Origin of the sequence: Actinomadura livida, assembly GCF_014648675.1 — a bacterium.
Classification (GTDB): Bacteria; Actinomycetota; Actinomycetes; order Streptosporangiales; family Streptosporangiaceae; genus Spirillospora; species Spirillospora livida.
Genome location: NZ_BMRO01000003.1, coordinates 462,487 through 481,181, shown reverse-complemented (window position 1 = coordinate 481,181; position 18,695 = coordinate 462,487). Strand labels below are relative to the sequence as shown.

Sequence of the window (18,695 nt, the reverse complement as noted above, 5' to 3'; positions counted from 1 at the left end):
CGCGCCATGACCGCAGTCGACCACGCAGCAGAGGTGGACGCGCTCGCAAGACGCTTTCCCGGCTGGACCATCTGGTTCGGCCTGTCCACCGGCCGCTGGTGGGCGCTGCCGCCCCGGGACCGCGACGTCGGCGACTTCGTCGAGGCCGACACACCGCAACGGCTCATCGCACGGATCGAGGTGGTCAGGCGCGCCGCACCGGCGCGCCCCGTGATCGAGCACGACCGTCCGCGGACGTCCCGCGACACCCGGCCCGACGTGCGATGTCCCTCGAACCTCCGGCGTATCGAGGGCGTCACACCGTCGCCGTCCGGCCGGGTACCGGCGATCGCGTGGCCAGGCAGCACTGCAAGGTGATCCGCTGTTCCCCAACCTCGCCACGCCCGCCGGTGCCGCCGCGGCCCCGGGCAAGGACGGCAGCCCGCGCCATATCCCTCTCCGGCAACCTCCGTGTATGGCGCGGACGCCAGCACCCGCCGTCCCCCCGGGGTCGTGGCGGTTTCCTCGTTAACAACACGTCCGAAACCGCCCATCCGGCAATCCGCCCCGGAAACGCGATACCGCTGGCCATCAATGGCCACATTGTTCTTACCTCCGGGAACGTGAACGGGAAACACCGGAGTTGCGACCACCGGTAATGACCGCACCTTCCCGGGAAGCCGGAAGTGTCATCGAAGAAAACCGGCGATCGACTCGTGCGCGGTCGCCGGGACACCCGGAATGGCTGCCGGGTGCCGCGCGGACCGCCGCCTCCGCCGGGTACGGGCCGCCCCGGGCGCCCCGAGACGCTACGCTCGCGACGGGCCCGGTTCAGGTCGGGGAGGGCCCAGGGCAAGGATCGGGAGCGACATGCGGCTGAAGGCCACGGCGCGGGTGAGGATGTGGTCCGCGCTGGCGGCGGCCGCCGCGCTCGGCGCCACGGGCGTCGCGGCGTGCAGCGGCGGCGGCGACGAGGAGCCGGTCGGCGTCGCCAAGGTCGCGAGCACCCTCGGCCCGGGCGAGGGCATGCTGAACCTCGTCACGCTGCCCGGATCGATCGAGAGCGGCACCAGCGACCCGCGCGTCGACTGGGTCACCCCGTTCGAGGAGCGCACCGGCTGCAAGGTCGGGCTGAAGACCGTCCGGACGCCCGAGGAGATGGCCGGCCTGATGCGCGACGGCGGCCGCCGCTACGACGGCGTCGCGGCGCCGCCCGAGGTCGCCGGGCAGCTGATCGCCGAGAACCAGGTCACGCCCGTCAACACCGACCTCGTGGACGGCTTCAAGAAGCTGGAGCCGAAGCTGCGCGGCCTCCTCAAGCGGGACGGCCGCCAGTACGGCATCCCGTACGTGTGGGGCTCCAACCTGCTCATGTACGACACCCGGGCCGTCCCGCCGCCGCCGAGCTGGGCCGCGCTGTTCGACCCCGGGCAGGCGAGCCGGTACTCCGGGAAGCTGGTCATGCGCGACAGCCCGCTGGCCATCGCCGAGGCCGCGCTCTACCTCAAGCGCGAGCGGCCCAAGCTCGAGATCGACGACCCGTACTCGCTGACCCCTGGGCAGCTCAAGGCCGCCGGGCGGGTGCTCGCCAAGCAGCGGCCGCATGTCGGGGAGTACTGGGAGCGGCCCGCCGACGCCGTCAGCGCGTTCGCGGGCGGGCGCGCGGTGCTGGGCCAGGCGTGGCCCTACCACGTGGACGTCCTCACCCGCGCCGCGCGGACCGTGCAGGCCGCCGTCCCGTCCGAGGGCGTGACGGGCTGGATGGACGCGTGGATGATCGGCGCCAGGGTCGAGCACCCGAACTGCATGTACCAGTGGCTGCAGTGGACCGCGTCGCCGGACGTCCAGCAGCAGGTGGCCGAGTGGACCGGGGTGGCGCCCGCGAACCCGCAGGCGTGCTCCGGAGACCGCCTCAAGCCGGGCTTCTGCACCGCTTACCACGTCGGTGACCGCGCCTACCTCGACAAGGTCGTCTTCGCGCACGCGCCGACGAAGGCGTGCGACGGCGAGTCCGACGACAACGACTGCACGGACTACGCCGAGTGGAAGAAGACCTGGATCGAGGCCACCAAGCTCTGACGGTCCACCAGGCGCGGTCCACCAGGCTCGGTCCACCGGGCTCGGACGACCAGGCTCGGACGACCGGGACCGTCCGCGACCCCGTCCGCGCGGCCCCGGCGACGGGGCCCGGCCGGTTCCGGTCAGGGAAAGAGTCTCTCCGGCGCGCCCGGCCGCCCCCAGCCGGGCGCGCCTGTCAGGTGGCCCCGGACTTCCCCCCGAACGCCCGGGTCACCCTTCTCCCTGGAGAGACCTCCACGACGACGGCGTCCAGTGCCGACGTCCGCGCGGGCGGCCGCTCCCCGGCCGGCCGTCCGGCGTCCGTGACCAGCTCCCGGGAGCCCCGCCGTGCGCGGGGTACCGGCGGGGCGGGTGCGCATTCGTCGCACGCGAACACCCCGGTCGAATCCGGCAGGCGGCCGACGCGTGCGCGCGGCCGCGGCCACTTCTTGCGGCAGACGACGCAGGCCTCGCCCAGGCGCTGGGCTGCGGTCAGCCCGCCCGGGTCCACGGTCGGCTCGCCTGTCTGGCCCATGCCCTCCCCCTGACGGGAGTCGACGTCACGTGCCTCCTTTATAGGCGGGGGAGTGTGTTGTCTCCGCTACCCAAAGTGAAAAATGCGGCAAAGGCTTATGTGTCGCCCGTCGGTACAAGGTCATCCGGATCGCGCGATCCGGCCAACCGCGCGGTCACTCGGGACGGGCCGCCCGCGAGGGCATACGCAGACCATGGCCATACGGTCGGCGACCGGACGCTTTGCCGCTGCTTTGGTAGGTAGTGCGTACAAAGGAGACATGTCGGTCCGGCACGCCACGCGGCGCGGCCGGCCGCACAGGCCCGGCTCCGCACGGGCGCGCGGAACGCTCTCGGTGATCGGCGCGGCCGGCTCCCTCCTCGTCGCCGCCGTGGTCCTGGCGGCGGTCGCGCTGTCCCTGTTCGCCGAGGTCTCCGGCGTCGCCGCCCTCGCGGCGGTCATGGCCGGGCTCTGCCTCGCCGCCCTCGCGCTGCTCGGCGCGGCCGCCTCGCACGCCGTGCGCGGGGCCATGCGCCCGGTGGAGCGGCTCAACGCCGAGCTGGACGGCATCGACATCGAGGAGGCCGAACTCGGCCGCCGGGTCTCGGTGCCGGCCGCCGGCGGCGACGCCGAGGAACTCGCCGGCCGCGTCAACGTGCTCCTCGCCCGGCTGGACCGGGCCGTGCTGCGGCGCCGCTCGTTCATCGCCGACGCCTCGCACGAGCTGCGCACCCCGCTCACGGGCCTGCGGACCCGCATCGAGCTGGCCCTCGCCGCCCCGGAGGACGGCGCGGCGTGCGACACGCTGCGGCACTCGCTGGACGACATCGACCGCATCCACCGGATCGTCGACGACCTCCTCGTCCTGTCCCGCATGGACTCCGGCGACGCCCCCGTCCGGGAGGTGCTCGACATCGGAGCGCTGGTCGAGAGCGAGGTCGGCCGCCGCGACCCGCCCGTCCCGACGACGGTGAAGGCGGAGCGGGGGCTGCTGGTCGAGGTCAACCGGCCGCACCTCTGCCGCGTGGTGCTCAACCTGCTCGCCAACGCCGAGCGGCACGCCACGTCGCTGATCGAGGTCGAGGCGCGCGCGGAACGGGGTGAGGCGGTCGTCGAGGTCCGCGACGACGGGCCCGGCATCCCGCCCGCCGACCGCGACCGGGTCTTCGAACGCTTCACCAGGCTCGACAGCGCCCGCAGCCGCGCCGACGGCGGCTCCGGCCTCGGGCTGGCCGTCGCCCGGGAGATGGCGGTCCTGTACGAGGGCCGCCTGTACGTCGGCGAGAGCGCGACCGGCGCCCGCCTGATCCTGTGCTTCCCCCTGGTGCGCCGCCGCTGACGCGCCGGCCGCCGGCCGTCCCGCCGCGAGGGCGGGACCTGGGCGCGGAAATGCCCGACAATGGTCCCGTGCTCTCTCACTCAAGCTCCGACGCACCCGCCCGCGAGCTGGCCGTGCTCGGCTCCACCGGTTCGATCGGCACCCAGGCCCTGGACGTGGTCCGCCGCAACCCGGGCAGGTTCCGGGTGGCCGGGCTGGCGGCCGGCGGCGGACGGGTCGACCTGCTGGCCGAGCAGGCGCTCGAGTTCCGGCCCGACATCGTCGCCGTCGCCAGGGCGTCCGCCGCGCAGGACCTGCAACTGGCCTTCTACGCCGAGGCCAAGCGGCGCGGCTACGCCTCCGGCGACTACCCCATCCCGAAGATCGTGGCGGGCCCGGACGCCGTCACCGAGGTCGCCGCGTGGCCGTGCGACGTGGTCCTGAACGGGGTGACCGGCGCGCTCGGCCTCGCCTCGACGCTCGCGGCCCTGGACGCCGGGCGGACGCTCGCCCTGGCCAACAAGGAGTCCCTCATCGTCGGCGGCCCCCTCGTCAAGGAGCGGGCGCGGCCCGGGCAGATCGTCCCGGTCGACTCCGAGCACTCGGCGCTCGCCCAGTGCCTGCGCGGCGGGCGCGCGGCGGAGGTGCGGCGGCTCGTGCTGACCGCGAGCGGCGGCCCGTTCCGCGGCCGCGGCCGCGAGGAGCTGACCGGCGTCACGCCCGAGCAGGCGCTGAACCACCCGACATGGGACATGGGCCCCGTCGTCACGATCAACTCCGCGACCCTCGTCAACAAGGGGCTGGAGGTCATCGAGGCGCACCTGCTGTTCGACGTGCCGATGGACCGGATCGAGGTCATGGTGCACCCGCAGTCGGTGATCCACTCGATGGTCGAGTTCACCGACGGCTCCACGCTGGCGCAGGCCAGCCCGCCCGACATGCGGCTGCCGATCGCGCTCGGCATCGACTGGCCGGACCGCGTCCCGGACGCCGCGCCCGGCATCGACTGGAGCAAGGCGCACACCTGGGAGCTGTTCCCCCTCGACGACGAGGCGTTCCCCGCCGTCGCGCTGGCGCGCAGGGCCGGTGAGCTGGGCGGGACGTTCCCGGCCGTTTACAACGCCGCCAACGAGGAATGTGTGGACGCGTTCCGCGCGGGCCGGCTTCCGTTCCTCGGGATAGTCGACACGGTCGCGCGGATAGTGGACGAGCACGAAGAGCACGGCGCTGGTCCGGCCGGGCGGCCGACGCTGGACGACGTCCTCGCGGCGGACGGCTGGGCGCGGGCCAGGACCAGAGAACTGACCGCGGCCGGCCGCCCGGCCGCGGGCGACTGACCCCCGGGGGTCCGCCTCGGGACTAGCCCTAGGGGACCCGCATGGCCTTCTTCCTCGGCGCGGTGGCGTTCGTCGTCGCGCTGCTGGCGACGGTGATGCTGCACGAGGGCGGGCACCTGCTCACCGCCAAGCGGTTCGGGATGAAGGCGACGCAGTACTTCGTGGGGTTCGGGCCGACCCTGTGGTCCACCCGGCGGGGCGAGACCGAGTACGGCGTCAAGGCGATCCCGCTGGGCGGCTACGTCAAGATCGTCGGCTACACGCCGCTGGAGGAGATCGACGAGGCGGACCGCCCCCGCGCGTTCTACCGGCAGCCCGCCCCGCGCCGCGCGGTCGTCATCGGGGCGGGCGTCGCCGCGAACTTCGTGTTCGCGTTCGTCCTGCTCATGGTGATGGCCATGACGATCGGCGTGCGGGAGCCCGGCGCGGTGACCAGCACGGTCGAGGAGGTCAGCCCCTGCGTGCCCGCCACGATGCAGTCGGCGTGCGCCGGGGACCGCCCGGCCTCGCCCGCCGCACTGGCCGGGCTGCGCGCCGGAGACCGCGTCGTCTCCTTCAACGGCACGCCGGTCGCCGACTGGAAAGGCATCACGGAGGCGATCGGCCGGGCAGAGCCGGGCCAGACGGTGCAGTTGGTGGTGCAGCGGGGCGATGCGGGGCGGGAGGTCCCGCTGCGGGTCACGCTCGCGGACGTGGAGGGCCGGCCGTTCGTCGGCATGTCGGCGAAGGTCGTCGGCGGCGGGTACGAGCGGACGGGCCCGCTGAACGCGGCGGTGTTCGCCGCGAACGGCATCGGCCGGACCCTCGCCGGCATCGGCGACGTCGTCGTGGACCTGCCGTCCGCGATCCCGCGGCTGTTCTCGCCGGACCGGGAGAGCACGCCGGGCGGCCAGGTCGGCAGCGTGGTGGGCGCGACCGACGTGTCCGGGCAGATCTTCGCCTCCGAGGGCGCCACCACCCGGGACAAGATCGCCCTGTTCCTGTCGCTCGTCGTCTCGCTGAACATCTTCCTCGGGGCGCTCAACCTCCTGCCCCTGCTGCCGCTGGACGGGGGCCATCTCGCGGTGGTCGGCTACGAGCGGGCGCGCGCCGGCGTCAACCGGATCCGCGGCAGGCCGGATCCGGGCACCGTCGACATGACCAGGCTCCTGCCGCTGACCTACCTCGTCGTGCTGCTGCTGGTGGGTTTCGGCGTGCTGCTGATACTGGCCGACCTGTTCAATCCGCTCCGGCTGCCGGAGTGACACAAATCGTTCACATAGAGTTGCCGAACGGTCACCTCGTTGGGCACCGGGCGCCGTCAATTCAGCGGTACGGGACGCTTAGGCTTTGTACGGGGCCGGCGAGCATGAGGAGAGGGATGAGCGTTTCACTGGGAATGCCGAGCGTTCGCGGGAACGGGGACGGTCAGGGGGCGCGGGGTCCCGTCGCGGCACGCCGCAAGGCCCGGCAGATCATGGTCGGGAGCGTGCCGGTGGGCGGCGACGCCCCGGTGTCGGTGCAGTCCATGACCACGACCCTCACCGCCGACGTGAACGCCACGCTGCAGCAGATCGCGGAGCTGACCGCGTCGGGCTGCCAGATCGTCCGGGTCGCGGTGCCGTCGCAGGACGACGCCGAGGCGCTGCCCGCGATCGCCCGCAAGTCGCCGATTCCGGTCATCGCCGATATCCACTTCCAGCCCAAGTACGTGTTCGCGGCGATCGACGCGGGCTGCGCGGCGGTGCGCGTCAACCCGGGCAACATCAAGAAGTTCGACGACCGGGTCGGGGAGATCGCCAAGGCCGCCAAGGACGCGGGCGTGCCGATCCGCATCGGCGTGAACGCCGGCTCGCTGGACAAGCGGCTCCTGGAGAAGCACGGCAAGGCCACGCCCGAGGCGCTGGTGGAGTCGGCGCTGTGGGAGTGCTCGCTGTTCGAGGAGCACGACTTCCGGGACATCAAGATCTCGGTCAAGCACAACGACCCGGTCGTCATGATCGCGGCGTACCGGCAGCTGGCCGCCGCGTGCGACTACCCGCTGCACCTCGGGGTCACCGAGGCCGGCCCGGCGTTCCAGGGCACGATCAAGTCGGCGGTGGCGTTCGGGTCGCTGCTCGCCGACGGGATCGGCGACACGATCCGGGTGTCGCTGTCCGCGCCGCCGGTCGAGGAGGTCAAGGTCGGCACCGCGATCCTGGAGTCGCTGGGGCTGCGCGAGCGCGGGCTGGAGATCGTGTCCTGCCCCTCGTGCGGGCGGGCCCAGGTGGACGTGTACACGCTGGCCGAGGAGGTCACCGCGGGCCTCAAGGACTTCCCGGTCCCGCTGCGCGTCGCCGTGATGGGCTGCGTGGTCAACGGCCCGGGGGAGGCCCGCGAGGCCGACCTGGGCGTCGCGTCCGGCAACGGCAAGGGTCAGATCTTCGTGAAGGGGCAGGTCGTCAAGACCGTTCCCGAGGCGCAGATCGTGGAGACCCTGATCGAGGAGGCCATGCGCATCGCCGAGGACATGGGCATCGAGATCGGCGAGGACGGCTCGGTCTCCGGCCCCGGCGCGGACGTCGTGGTCGGCTGACGCCGGCCTGCCGAAGCGCGGGCTGACGGCGGGTCGCAGCGCGGCCTGGCGGCGGGTCCGCCGCCGTACTGGGAGCGGACGAGAGCGAAGGGCCCCGGGTCACCGACCCGGGGCCCTTTCGCGTGCCCGTGCCCGGCCCTCCCGCTGTCGGCGGGCGCGGAACGTTCCGCGGGATCACGAAGTTCCGATGATCTTGTCACGATTGCGTATCCACTCATCTCCGCCCTTGCCGCCATAAGGGACGAAGTGCCAACAATCTCCACGCAATCGGCATCCGCTATGCATCGGCGCGGCTCCCCCTCCGGTCCCGATGGCGGGACGTCCGGAGCCGCCGATGGGAGAGGGTCACATGAAAAGGATCGTTCTCGTCGCGACCGCCTTGGTCACGACGGTCGGCGGCACCGGCGCCGTCGTTCCCGCGAGTGCGGACACCGGTCCGTCCGGGGCCGCCGCCGCTGTGGCGGCCCAGGGCATCGACTGGGGCAAGTGCGAGGTAAGCGGCCCCAATGACCCGATGAACAACGCGCAGTGCGCCCAGGTCGAGGTGCCCCTCGACTACAGCAGGCCCCAGGGGCGCAAGATCTCGATCGCGGTGTCGCGCTTCCGGCACACCGACGAGGAGAACTACCAGGGCGTCCTGTTCGTGAACCCGGGCGGTCCCGGCGGCTCCGGTCTCGCCTACGGTCCCGCCCTCGCCCGCTGGCTCGGCGGCGTCGGCCACGCGGACGTGGCCGCCAAGTACGACATCATCGGCTTCGACCCCCGCGGCGTCGGCTCCAGCAAGCCCGCGATCACCTGCGACCCGGACTACAACGACCCGGTCCGGCCCGCCTACGTGCCCGAGACCCGGCGCGACGAGCTGGCCTGGATCGCCAAGTCCAAGGGCTACGCGCGCGACTGCGAAGAGAAGTTCGGCTGGATGCTGCCGCACATGCGGACCACTGACGCCGCGCGCGACGTCGACACCATCCGCGCCGCCCTCGGCCAGGAGAAGATCAGCTGGTACGGCTTCTCCTACGGCACCTACTTCGGCGCCACCTACGCCACGCTCTTCCCCAAGCGCGTCAGGCGCATGGTGATGGACGGCAACGTCAACCCGAAGAACGTCTGGTACGACAGCCAGCTCGAACAGGACAAGGCGTTCGAGCGCAACATCCGGGCCTGGTTCGGCTGGGTCGCCGAGTACGACTCGGTCTACCACCTCGGCACGTCCGAGAAGGCCGTCCGCGCCAAGTACTACGAGGCCCTGCACGCGGCCGAGGAGTCGCCCATCGGCGGGAAGATCGGCCCGGCCGAGCTGACCGACATCATCCTGAGCGCCGGCTACAACACCGGCTACTACATCCCGTTCGCCGAGGCGCTCTCGGCCTGGATCAACGACAAGGACCCCTCCGTCCTGCTCCAGTGGCTCGGCTCCGGCGGCGGCGACAACGGCTTCGCGGTGTACCTCGCCGTCCAGGGCGCGGACGCCCGCTGGCCCCGCAACTGGACCAAGTGGCACCACGACGCGGCGAAGCTCCACCGGCAGGGCTACCAGTTCGAGACGTGGGGCAACGTCTGGTTCAACGCGCCGATCGCCTTCTGGCCGTTCAACGGCGGGCCCGCGCTCAAGCTGAAGGGCAGCAGGCACCTGCCGGGCATGCTGCTCGTCCAGTCCACGAAGGACGCCGCGACGCCCGTCGAGGGCGGCCTGGAGATGCACAAGGTGTTCCCGTCCTCGCGCCTGGTGTTCGAGGTCGGCGGCAAGACGCACTCCAACACGCTCAACGGGAACGCGTGCCTGGACGACAAGGTCGCCGCGTACCTGGACACCGGTGCGCTGCCGGACAGCAGCCGCGGCCCGGACGCCTACTGCGACGCCGTCCCGGCGCTGAACGACCCGGACCCGACGGCCATGCAGCTCAAGGCCGCGTCCGGGGCCGGCAAGGACCTCCCGGTCGGGCGTCCCTGACCCGCTGAGGCCCTCGCGCTGAGGCCCTCGCGCTGAGGCCCTCGCACTGAGGGCCCCGGCATTGAGTCGAGCACGCTGATCCGTGGCGTGCCCGCCGCGCTCCATTCCGTGGAACCGGCGGGCACGCCACGCGCCGTTCCGGCGGCGTTCGGCCCTGAGCGGGGCCGCGCCGTTCGGTGGGGACGATCCGGATTCGGGGAGGAATCGCGCGATCCCCGAGGTCACGCGGTCCGCGGCGTCCCTTCGGTAGAAAGCCGGAGTGCTGAACGACGCTGGAAAGAAGGCCGCGGCCGGCTCGGCCGCCGCCGCGCTCGTCCTCGGGACCGCCGGGGCCGCCGTCCTGCCCGCCCACGCCGCCGCGGGACGACCCGGATCCGACCCCGCCCCGCGGCCCGCAGGTCTCGCCTGGCAGCCGTGCCCCGCCCAGGACCACTGGGAGGGCGGCCGCATCAAGGACCTCCAGTGCGCGTCGGTCCGGGTGCCGCTCGACTACGGCCGCCCGGACGGCGAGCAGGTCACGCTCCGGCTGACCCGCGCCCGGCACACCGCGTCCGAGTCCCAGGGCGTCGTGCTGCTGAACCGCGGCGGGCCCGGTGCGCACGGGCGCGACCTCCCCGCCTTCTTCACCGGCTCGCTGCCCGAGAAGGTCGCCGCGTCCTACGACTGGATCGGTTTCGACCCGCGCGGTGTCGGCGCCAGCGAGCCCTCGCTGACCTGCGACCCGAAATACCAGGACCCGGGCCGCGCGCGCCCGGACACCGTCCCCGCCGACGTGCTGGACGAGTGGGCCTGGAGGGCCAGGGCCAAGGCGTACGCCGACGACTGCGCCGAGAAGTACCGGAAGGTCCTCCCGCACATGGGCACGGCCGACTGGGCCCGCGACATGGACGAGATCCGCAAGGCACTCGGCCAGCGGAAGATCAACTACTTCGGCTACTCCTACGGCGGCTACCTCGGCGCCGTGTACGCGACGATGTTCCCGAAGCGCGTGCGCCGCATGGTGCTCGACAGCGTCCCCCGCCCGAGCGGCGTCTGGTACGAGAACAACGTCGACCAGAACATCGCGTTCGAGAAGCGGATACGCGCGTACTTCAGGTGGATCGCCCGTCACCACGAGACCTATCGGCTGGGGACGACGGGGCGCGAGGTCGCCGCCGCCTACGCCAAGGCGCGGGCCGGGCTGAAGGCCGCGCCCATCGACGGGAGGGTCGGGCCGACCGAACTGGACGACATCTTCCTCTCCGACGGCTACGACGACCGGACCTGGACATCGCACGCCGACGCCCTCTCCGCCTACGTCAACCGGGACGACCACGCTCCGCTGCGCAAGGCGTGGCGGCCGCCCGGAGAGCGCCAGCAGAACGCCTACGCGGTCTACACCGCGGTCGAATGCCGCGACGCGGCGTGGCCGCGCGACTGGCGCCGCTGGCACGACGACGCCACGCGCCTCTACCGGCAGGGATACCGCTTCGAGACGTGGAGCAACACCTGGTACAACGCGCCGTGCATGTTCTGGGGCGTGCCGGGCGGGCCGCGCCCGGTGGTCCGGGGCACCGCCTCGCTCCCGCCGATCCTGCTCATCCAGGCCACCGAGGACGCCGCCACCCCGTACGGGGGCGCACTGGAGACGCACCGCAGGTTCCCCACGTCCAGGTTGCTCGTGCAGGCGGGCGGCGGGAACCACGGCGTCACGCTGGGCGGGGACCGGTGCGTGGACGGGGCCGTCGCCGCCTACTTCGCCGGCGGTGACCTGCCCGCGAGCCGGCCCGGCCCGGACGCCTCGTGCGAGGCCGGCCCCGCGCCGGAACCGGCCAAGGCCGCGAAGCCGGGCAAGAACGGGCCGGAGAGTACCGGTCACGTCGCCGCCGACCACCCGGCCGCCCGGCCCTAGGCGGGCCGGGCCGCCCGTCCCGGAGCCGGGAAGCCCGCCCGGACCCGGCGTTGACCGGGACCTTGGCGGTGCGCCGGCCCGCGGACCACATAGTCTTGTCCACGTGGTGCTTTCAGTGGTGAGGGCCGAACGGGGGCCGTTCCCGTCGCGGAGCCGGTAGCCGTGCGCATGCTCGGCTCGATGCCGGTGCGCGTGCTGGACGACCGGCACCGGGCGGAGGCCCTCGCGATCCTGGACGCCGATCCGGTGTCCAACGTCTTCGTCAGTTCCCGCGTGCACGCCGCAGGGCTCGACTCGCGCCGGCTCGGCGCCCAGATGTGGGGCTACCTGCGGGACGGCCGGCTCACCTCGCTGTGCTACTCCGGCGCCAACCTCATCCCGGTGGCGGCGGGGCCCGAGGCCGTCCGCGCGTTCGGCGAGCGGGCGCGGGCGCAGGGGCGGCGCTGCTCGTCCATCGTCGGGCCCGTCGACGCGGTCGGCGAGCTGTGGGAGATCCTCTCGCCGTACTGGGGGCCGCCCCGGGCCGTCCGCGCGGAGCAGCCGGTGATGGCCACCTCCGCGGTTCCGGATGTGCCGCCCGACCCCGGGGTCCGGCGGGTCCGGATGGAGGAGTTCGACGTCGTCTACCCCGCCTGCGTGGCGATGTTCACCGAAGAGGTCGGGGTGTCGCCCAACGCCGGGGACGGGGGAGTGCTCTACCGCGCCCGCGTCGCCGAGCTGGTCCGCGACGGCCGCGCGTTCGCCCGCATCGAGGACGGCCGCGTCCTGTTCAAGGCGGAGATCGGCGCCGTGACCCCGCGGGCCTGCCAGGTGCAGGGCGTGTGGGTGCCGCCCGACCTGCGGGGCCAGGGCCGGTCGGTGGCCGGGATGTCCGCGGTGGTGCGCGAGTCGCTGCGGAGCATCGCGCCGACCGTCTCGCTGTACGTCAACGACTACAACGCGCGGGCGCGGGCCGCGTACCGGCGTGTCGGATTCACCGAGGTCGGATCGTTCATGTCCATCCTCTTCTAGGGCTTTTGTTCGTTTCATCGGGCCTGTCGTGGCATGAGTGGTACTCCCCGGTACATGAATCGATCTTCCCGGACCGGTACCATCCGGCCGTGGAGTTCGCCGGGGCATTACGGCAGGCCATCCAGGCCAGCGGGCTGACCCTGGAACGGATCCGGCACCGGCTCTGCCGGCGCGGCCTGACCGTGAGCGTCGCGACCCTCAGCTACTGGCAGCGCGGCCGCAGCCGCCCGCGCTCGCGGGACGTGGTCGTCGCGCTGGAGGAGATCCTCCAGGTGCCGCCGGGGACCCTCACCGAACTGCTGGACGACCCCGCCCCCACCGCGCCCGCCGTCCGCGCCGGACCGGCCGCCGGCCTCGCCGCCGCCGAGCGCGGCCGCCCGGTCCGGGAACTGTGGCCGGACCCGGACGGGTACGCGGGCCTCGTCGGCCAGCTCGACCGGTCCGGCGACCACCGGCTCGAACGGCTCAGCATCCACGACGTCTACCGGCTGGACGAGGCGCGCCGCTCCTGGACGCTGTCGGTGCGCACCGTCCTGCGCGCCGCGGGCGACGACATCGACCGGGTCGTGTGCGTGCACCAGACGGGCGGGCCCGGCGAGGCCGGCGGCGCCCACCGCGCCGGCAACGGCGCCGCCCACCGGCCGGACGACGCCCCCGCGGCCCCGGCCGGGAAGGTCGCCCTGACGCGGGTGCGGTACTGCCGGCCCGGCCGGATCCGCGCCGAGGGCGGGCTCATGGCGTTCGAGCTCGTCTTCGACCGCGTCCTGTCGGCGGGCGACACCGCGGTCGTCGAGTACGAGCTGGGGCCCGTCGGGCAGCCCGCAGCCGACAGCTACGACCGGCGCTTCCCCCACCCGGTCCACGACTACGTGGCGATCATCCAGTTCACCGGCGACCGGCTCCCCGCGCGGTGCTACGGCTTCACCGCGGAGAGCTCCCTGGCGCCCCGGCGGCGCCTCGGCGAGCTGTGGATCGGCACGTCCGGCAGCGCGAACATCGCGGTCGGCGCGGTGCGGCGCGGCATCGTCGGCATCGAATGGGAGTGGCACTGAAGCCGGAGGCGCCGGTGGCGCTGAAGCCGGGCGCCGGTGGCGCTGAAGAGGGGACGCGGCCGCGCGGGGGCGTCGAACCGCGGTTGTGGGAAATTGCCGGTTGGAATCGTGCCTCCCTGGCCTTACAGTGAGCGCTGAAGTCGCAAGTGCAGGAGTCAAGGCCGTCATGCGGGGGCCGGCCGGAGCGGATCCGGAGGCCAGCGGTGCAGAGTGTCGCAGAAGACGATCTTCTACAGGTACTGCAGTACGGTCCCTTCAACGTCGCCCTCCACGCGGCCATCCAGGCCCGCGGCCTCAGCCTCGACTCGCTGCGGCGCCGCCTGGAGGCGCAGGGCATCGCCGTCAGCCTGTCCACGCTGAGCTACTGGCAACGCGGCCGGACGCGTCCCGAGCGCGCCGACTCCATGCGCGCCGTCCGCGGCCTGGAGGTCATCCTCGAACTGCCGCGCCATTCGCTGCTGACGCTGCTCAGGCCGACCGCCGAGCGCTCCGCCGGGGCGTGGCTCCCGGTGGAGGAGCTGTGCCCGGAGCCCGGCGTCCGCGACCTGCTCGACGAGATCGGCGACCGCGGCGGGCGGCAGCTCACCGGCCTGAGCCTGCACGACCAGCACACGATCGGGCGGCGCCGGGAGCTGCGCGAGGTCCGGTCCCGGGCGGTGTTCCAGGCGCAGCAGCGCGGCGTCGACCGCTGGATCGCCGTGTACCACCATCCGCACGGCGTCCTGCCGTCCTCGCGCACCGCGCGCGGCTGCCGGTTCGGGCGGGTCAGGATGGACGAGGCGAGCGGCCTCATCGCCGCCGAGCTGCTGTTCGACCGGGCCCTCGGCCGCGGCGAGACCTACCTGCTGGAGTACGGCTTCGGCTTCGACGAGACGGGCCCGCCGGTGACCGAGGAGGGCCGCGGGTTCCGCACGCCGCAGCACGAGTTCCTCATCGAGGTCCGGTTCCACCCGGCCGCGCTGCCCGCCCGCTGCTACCGGACGTGGCGGCCCGACGGCCACACCGCGCTCAAGGACTCGGCCGACCTGCGGCTGTCCAGCTACCACAGCGTCCACTTCATCGAGTTCGGCATGGCCGCCGGCTACCACGGCATCCGCTGGGAGTGGACGTAGGCCGCACGGGCTACCTGGCCGACGCGGGGTTACATGGCCAGCAGCTGAAGGAGGCGGTCCAGTTCGGCCTTCGGGTTCTCGGTGAGGCCCGCGTGGACGGGGCCGGGCTGGACGATCGTGCTGCGGGGCGCGGTCAGCCACCGGAAGCGCGTGCCGGGGCTCTCGGCGGCGGCCTGCCCGGCCCGCTCGCCGCCGCAGCAGACGGCGTCCACGGCCTTGAGCGCGGCGCGCACGCCCGCCAGGTCCAGCGCGGGGTCCAGCGCCAGGAGGCGCCGCTCGTCCAGATGCGTGCGGCAGCCGAGGTAGTCGAGGGCGCGGCAGTACACCACCACGCCCACGTTCATCACCTCGCCCCGCTCGACGCGCGGAACGACGCGCAGCGCCGCGTACTCGAAGACGGTGGGGTCCTCCGGGGACCTGATGTTGCTCATGAGGCGCCGCCGAGCCATTCCGGGCGGTTGCTGCCGCGCTTGGGCGCCGCGGCGGGCCGGTGGCCGGAGACGTCCGTCTCGGGCAGCCAGTCCCGCGGCTTCCCGGCCCGCGGCAGCAGGACGTCGACGTAGGCGTCCCGCAGGGCCTGCGGGCCGTCGAAGCCCGGCTCGTCCTCCAGCCAGCGGTCGGGGACGAGGCCGGTCACCTCGCGCAGCAGTTCCTCGGTGATCTTCGGCGCGAGTTCCGCCTCGGCGGCCTCCAGCATCGTCGCGTACGGCGTCAGCACGTGGTCGTCCACGTCGTACGCCCCGGAGAACAGCCTCGCGGCGTTCGCCCACGCGTGGTGGAAGATGAGGCTCGCGCCGTGGTCGATCAGCCAGATGTCGCCGTGCCACACCAGCATGTTCGGGTTGCGCCAGCTCCGGTCCACGTTGCCGATGAACGCGTCGAACCACAGCACCCGCGACGCGAAGCCCGGGTCGGGGCGCCAGCCCAGCGGATCGAATCCGAGCGAACCGGGCAGGAAGTCGACGCCGAGGTTCCAGCCGGGGCTGGCCTTCAGCAGGTCCTGCACGTCGGCGTCGGGCTCGTGCCGCCCGATGGCCGGATCGAGGTCGACGAGCACCTGGTCGGGAATCCGGAAGCCGAGCCGCCGGCCCAGCTCGCCCGCGATCACCTCGGCGATCAGCGCCTTGCGGCCCTGCCCGGCGCCGTGGAACTTCGTGACATACGTGCCGAGGTCGTCGGCCTCGACGATGCCCGGAAGCGACCCGCCCTCGCGCAGCGGCGTCACGTATCGGATGGCCGTCACATGTGGCAACACGCCGCAACGCTATCGGGTGGGGGCGCGCCCGGGATAATCGATCGCATGGGCGTTGAGCTGCTCGACCTGTCGGTGCCGATCGTCACGGGAATGCCCGTCTACCCCGGGGATCCCCAGGTGGAGGCGGTGCCCGCGCTGACGGTCGCCGAGGCGGGGGTGAACGTCCTGCGCCTGCACATGGGCTCGCAGTCCGGCACCCACGTGGACGCCCCCTTCCACATCGACGACTCCCTTCCGCGCCTGGACGAACTCCCCCTGACCCGCTTCACCGGCCCCGCCGTCGTCATGGACGCCCGCGGCCTGCCGCCCCGCGCCCCCATAGGCCCGGACCTCCTGCCGGCCGGTCTCGAACCCGGTGTGATCCTGCTCATCGCCACCGGGTGGTCAGAGCGGTGGGGGAGCGAGGACTACCTGGGCCACCCCTACGTCGCCGCCGAGACGGCCGAGGCGGTGGTCGCCTCCGGCGTCCGGACGGTGGGCATCGACGCCCTCAGCGTCGACCGGACCGCACCGCCGGGCTCGGACGAGTTCTCCCTGGCCGCGCACCGGATCCTCTGCGGGGCGGGCGCGGTGATCGCCGAGAACCTCACCGGGCTCGGACGCGTCGTCGAGGCGCAGGACTCGGGCTGCGCGATCGAGGTGTCGCTCTTCCCGATCGCCCTCGCCGGCGCGGACGGCGCGCCCGCCCGCGCCGTCGCCCGCGTGGACGACCGGGCCGTCCTCATCTGAACGGAAGCAACGTCCGGAGGGGGTCAGCGGATCATCCGGAAGCAGAAGAAGGTCGGGAACCGGTAGTACTGCTGCTTGCCGGCCTTGATCGCGCCGAGGATGAGGAGCCACCAGCCCGCGATGATCAGCTCCAGGTACGGGACGGCGAGCGCGATGAGGAAGATCGGCGTGTCGAAGACGATCGCCGGCGGCACGCAGATCGCCACCACGACCAGCAGGTGGATCAGCAGCGTGAGCTGGTAGTTCATCGACTGGGCCGCGTGGAAGCGGGTCAGCGGCGAGGTGTTCTTCTTCACCAGGTAGATGACCAGCGGGGGCAGGAAGCCGATCAGCAGGTTCCCGACGTAGGCGAAGATCGCCCAGGTCGCGTCCTCGGTCTGGGCCTGCGGCTGGGGCGGCGGCGGCCCGTAGCCGTAGCGCGGGTCGTAGGGGCTTCCGGGAGGCGGGTCATAGCGACCGCCGCCGGGAGGCTGCCCGTAGGGCGGCTGCCCGGGGGGTGAGCCGGGCGGGGGCCCGCCGTGGGGAGGCTGCCCGGGCGCGTGGCCGTACGGGCCCGAGTACGGCGGGGGCTGTCCGGGCTGCGGCGGGGGGTGGTCCGTCAATGGTCTTCCTTCGGATCCTCGGTGTGTTGCAGGAATCTACCGAACGCCGAGCCCCGCCGCAGGCGCGCCGCGGCGGCCGGACCCCGCCGTCCCGGGCGCGCACGCCCGCATCCTAGAATCGCGTTCTGGTAGACGGGAGGGCCGATGAGCACGATGCCGATGGAACGGCACCAGTTGGGGGACGAGGAGTCGGCCGCACTGGCGGGACTCGCCGCCAGGATCCGCGAGCTGGCGGAGGCGGCCGTCGTCACCGGGACCGGCGCCGCCGAGGCCGCCGCGGTGGCGGACGAGGTCGCGGCGCTGACCGCGCGGCTGTCGGAGCGGCGCCACGACGCGCCCCCGTACCGGATGTCCGGCGAGGCCGTCCTGGACCGGGCCACCGGCAACCCCGTCACCGGGGCCCTCAACCCGCTGGCGCCCCCGGTCGTCCTGACGGCCGGACCGGACGGCGTCGTCCGCGGCGAGTTCACCCTCGGCCACCTCTACGAGGGGCCGCCGACCTACGTGCACGGCGGCGTCTCCGCGATGGTGCTCGACCAGGCCCTCGGCATGGCCGCGGCCGTCTCCGGCACGCCCGGCATGACCGCGACGCTGGAGACCCGCTACCGGCGCCCCACCCCGCTCGGCGTCCCGCTCACCGTGGAGGCGAAGCGGAGCCGCGTCGAAGGGCGCAAGGTCTACGCGTCCGGGACGATCTCCGGCCCGGACGGCCGCGTCACGGTCGAGGCCACCGCGATGTTCATCATGCCGGACCGGTTCGTCGCGGCGGGGGAGTGAGGCGAGGCCCCCTGAAGCCCGCTCAGTATTCGTAGACCTTCACCGCGGGATCGCCCTCCGCCCAGGTGGCGATCACCGACGAGGTGTGGTCGTCGTCGAGGAAGTCGACGCGAAGCCAGCCCCTCGCCTTCGTCACGCGCGTCTCGTAGCCGGGGTTGGGCGTCGCCGACACCAGCCGCACGTGGTCCTTCTCGATGGCCATGGCGGTGCGCCCGCCGCGCGTGACATAGCTGCGCACGTTGTCGGGCGGCTTCCGGGAGGGGGTGCCGCTGCTCTCCCGCTCGCCGGGCGTCGCGGGCGGCGGCGCCTTCGGGGTCTTGGACGGCTTCGGCCCCCGGTCCTCGCCGGGCGGCGGCCCCGGATGGGACGTCGGCGAGCCGATGGACGTGGGACCGGGCGGGCTGGAGCGGATGACCGGCCCCGCGATCGGCGGCGGGGACGACCTCTCCGACACCGCGCCGCGCACGACGCCGCGGACCCCCAGCCAGGAGAGCGCCACCGCGAGCGCGGTCACCCCCGCCCACGGGGCAACATACGACATCGCGCGACGCATGG

At 73.2% G+C, this 18,695-nt stretch carries 18 protein-coding genes; 13 read left to right on the top strand and 5 right to left on the bottom strand.

Going from position 1 to position 18,695, the window contains the following annotated elements; all coding sequences use genetic code 11:
- Positions 1–6 precede the first annotated feature (6 nt).
- Together IEZ03_RS08910 and IEZ03_RS08905 are read left to right on the top strand one after the other, a co-directional pair.
- Positions 7–357, top strand: coding sequence for a hypothetical protein (locus IEZ03_RS08910; RefSeq protein ID WP_132049799.1), 351 nt, complete (start codon positions 7–9; stop codon positions 355–357).
- A 492-nt stretch (positions 358–849) separates the two neighbouring features.
- Positions 850–2,058 carry an ABC transporter substrate-binding protein gene (locus IEZ03_RS08905; RefSeq protein WP_184886980.1) on the top strand — a complete coding sequence of 403 codons (1,209 nt, stop codon included), beginning with the start codon at positions 850–852 and terminating at the stop codon, positions 2,056–2,058.
- A 175-nt stretch (positions 2,059–2,233) separates the two neighbouring features.
- Here IEZ03_RS08905 and IEZ03_RS08900 read toward each other — a convergent pair whose 3' ends face one another.
- Positions 2,234–2,572 carry a hypothetical protein gene (locus IEZ03_RS08900; RefSeq protein ID WP_184891031.1) on the bottom strand — a complete coding sequence of 113 codons (339 nt, stop codon included), beginning with the start codon at positions 2,570–2,572 and terminating at the stop codon, positions 2,234–2,236.
- Between the two features lie 259 nt (positions 2,573–2,831).
- Here IEZ03_RS08900 and IEZ03_RS08895 point away from each other — a divergent pair, with 259 nt between their 5' ends.
- The 9 genes from IEZ03_RS08895 (at position 2,832) to IEZ03_RS08855 (ending at position 14,777) form a co-directional block, all read left to right on the top strand.
- Complete coding sequence (locus IEZ03_RS08895) at positions 2,832–3,890, top strand: sensor histidine kinase (RefSeq protein WP_184886978.1); 1,059 nt, start codon at positions 2,832–2,834, stop codon at positions 3,888–3,890.
- Positions 3,891–3,940: 50 nt separating this feature from the next.
- On the top strand, positions 3,941–5,206 hold the full coding sequence (gene dxr, locus IEZ03_RS08890) for a 1-deoxy-D-xylulose-5-phosphate reductoisomerase (protein WP_184886976.1): 1,266 nt from the start codon (positions 3,941–3,943) through the stop codon (positions 5,204–5,206).
- 41 nt (positions 5,207–5,247) lie between these two features.
- Positions 5,248–6,450: a M50 family metallopeptidase gene (locus IEZ03_RS08885; RefSeq protein ID WP_184886974.1), complete on the top strand. Its 1,203-nt coding sequence runs from the start codon at positions 5,248–5,250 to the stop codon at positions 6,448–6,450.
- A gap of 116 nt (positions 6,451–6,566) precedes the next feature.
- A complete protein-coding gene (gene ispG, locus IEZ03_RS08880; protein ID WP_373293559.1) occupies positions 6,567–7,760 on the top strand; it encodes a flavodoxin-dependent (E)-4-hydroxy-3-methylbut-2-enyl-diphosphate synthase in 1,194 nt (397 codons plus the stop codon).
- 349 nt (positions 7,761–8,109) lie between these two features.
- Complete coding sequence (locus IEZ03_RS08875; RefSeq protein WP_184886972.1) at positions 8,110–9,711, top strand: alpha/beta hydrolase; 1,602 nt, start codon at positions 8,110–8,112, stop codon at positions 9,709–9,711.
- A gap of 259 nt (positions 9,712–9,970) precedes the next feature.
- Positions 9,971–11,602, top strand: a complete 1,632-nt coding sequence (locus IEZ03_RS08870) for an alpha/beta hydrolase (protein WP_184886970.1) — start codon at positions 9,971–9,973, stop codon at positions 11,600–11,602.
- A 168-nt stretch (positions 11,603–11,770) separates the two neighbouring features.
- A complete protein-coding gene (locus tag IEZ03_RS08865; RefSeq protein WP_184890800.1) occupies positions 11,771–12,613 on the top strand; it encodes a GNAT family N-acetyltransferase in 843 nt (280 codons plus the stop codon).
- Between the two features lie 89 nt (positions 12,614–12,702).
- Positions 12,703–13,665, top strand: a complete 963-nt coding sequence (locus IEZ03_RS08860) for a helix-turn-helix domain-containing protein (protein ID WP_184886968.1) — start codon at positions 12,703–12,705, stop codon at positions 13,663–13,665.
- 203 nt (positions 13,666–13,868) lie between these two features.
- A complete protein-coding gene (locus IEZ03_RS08855) occupies positions 13,869–14,777 on the top strand; it encodes a hypothetical protein (protein WP_184886966.1) in 909 nt (302 codons plus the stop codon).
- Between the two features lie 29 nt (positions 14,778–14,806).
- Here IEZ03_RS08855 and IEZ03_RS08850 read toward each other — a convergent pair whose 3' ends face one another.
- Entirely contained in the window at positions 14,807–15,208 is a 402-nt protein-coding gene (locus IEZ03_RS08850) for a DUF3037 domain-containing protein (RefSeq protein WP_184886965.1), read from the bottom strand.
- Positions 15,205–16,032, bottom strand: coding sequence for a HipA family kinase (locus IEZ03_RS08845; RefSeq protein ID WP_184886963.1), 828 nt, complete (start codon positions 16,030–16,032; stop codon positions 15,205–15,207). Before IEZ03_RS08845 ends, IEZ03_RS08850 begins: the two co-directional genes overlap by 4 nt.
- A gap of 45 nt (positions 16,033–16,077) precedes the next feature.
- Here IEZ03_RS08845 and IEZ03_RS08840 point away from each other — a divergent pair, with 45 nt between their 5' ends.
- On the top strand, positions 16,078–16,761 hold the full coding sequence (locus IEZ03_RS08840) for a cyclase family protein (protein WP_184886961.1): 684 nt from the start codon (positions 16,078–16,080) through the stop codon (positions 16,759–16,761).
- Between the two features lie 23 nt (positions 16,762–16,784).
- Here IEZ03_RS08840 and IEZ03_RS08835 read toward each other — a convergent pair whose 3' ends face one another.
- Positions 16,785–17,363, bottom strand: a complete 579-nt coding sequence (locus IEZ03_RS08835) for a DUF4870 domain-containing protein (RefSeq protein WP_184886959.1) — start codon at positions 17,361–17,363, stop codon at positions 16,785–16,787.
- A 144-nt stretch (positions 17,364–17,507) separates the two neighbouring features.
- On the opposite strand from IEZ03_RS08835, the gene IEZ03_RS08830 reads away from it, so the two are divergent.
- Positions 17,508–18,140, top strand: a complete 633-nt coding sequence (locus IEZ03_RS08830; RefSeq protein ID WP_184886957.1) for a PaaI family thioesterase — start codon at positions 17,508–17,510, stop codon at positions 18,138–18,140.
- A 22-nt stretch (positions 18,141–18,162) separates the two neighbouring features.
- Here IEZ03_RS08830 and IEZ03_RS08825 read toward each other — a convergent pair whose 3' ends face one another.
- Positions 18,163–18,693, bottom strand: coding sequence for a hypothetical protein (locus IEZ03_RS08825; protein ID WP_221480835.1), 531 nt, complete (start codon positions 18,691–18,693; stop codon positions 18,163–18,165).
- Between the last annotated feature and the right edge of the window lie 2 nt (positions 18,694–18,695).

What these genes read in the sequence shown, in the direction of transcription:
- IEZ03_RS08910 (WP_132049799.1), top strand. Translation starts at nt 7, where the DNA reads ATGACCGCAGTCGACCACGCAGCAGAGGTGGACGCGCTCGCAAGACGC.
- IEZ03_RS08905 (WP_184886980.1), top strand. Translation starts at nt 850, where the DNA reads ATGCGGCTGAAGGCCACGGCGCGGGTGAGGATGTGGTCCGCGCTGGCG.
- IEZ03_RS08900 (WP_184891031.1), bottom strand. Translation starts at nt 2,572, where the DNA reads ATGGGCCAGACAGGCGAGCCGACCGTGGACCCGGGCGGGCTGACCGCA.
- IEZ03_RS08895 (WP_184886978.1), top strand. Translation starts at nt 2,832, where the DNA reads ATGTCGGTCCGGCACGCCACGCGGCGCGGCCGGCCGCACAGGCCCGGC.
- dxr (WP_184886976.1), top strand. Translation starts at nt 3,941, where the DNA reads ATGCCCGACAATGGTCCCGTGCTCTCTCACTCAAGCTCCGACGCACCC.
- IEZ03_RS08885 (WP_184886974.1), top strand. Translation starts at nt 5,248, where the DNA reads ATGGCCTTCTTCCTCGGCGCGGTGGCGTTCGTCGTCGCGCTGCTGGCG.
- ispG (WP_373293559.1), top strand. Translation starts at nt 6,567, where the DNA reads ATGAGCGTTTCACTGGGAATGCCGAGCGTTCGCGGGAACGGGGACGGT.
- IEZ03_RS08875 (WP_184886972.1), top strand. Translation starts at nt 8,110, where the DNA reads ATGAAAAGGATCGTTCTCGTCGCGACCGCCTTGGTCACGACGGTCGGC.
- IEZ03_RS08865 (WP_184890800.1), top strand. Translation starts at nt 11,771, where the DNA reads ATGCTCGGCTCGATGCCGGTGCGCGTGCTGGACGACCGGCACCGGGCG.
- IEZ03_RS08850 (WP_184886965.1), bottom strand. Translation starts at nt 15,208, where the DNA reads ATGAGCAACATCAGGTCCCCGGAGGACCCCACCGTCTTCGAGTACGCG.
- IEZ03_RS08840 (WP_184886961.1), top strand. Translation starts at nt 16,078, where the DNA reads ATGGGCGTTGAGCTGCTCGACCTGTCGGTGCCGATCGTCACGGGAATG.
- IEZ03_RS08830 (WP_184886957.1), top strand. Translation starts at nt 17,508, where the DNA reads ATGAGCACGATGCCGATGGAACGGCACCAGTTGGGGGACGAGGAGTCG.
- IEZ03_RS08825 (WP_221480835.1), bottom strand. Translation starts at nt 18,693, where the DNA reads ATGCGTCGCGCGATGTCGTATGTTGCCCCGTGGGCGGGGGTGACCGCG.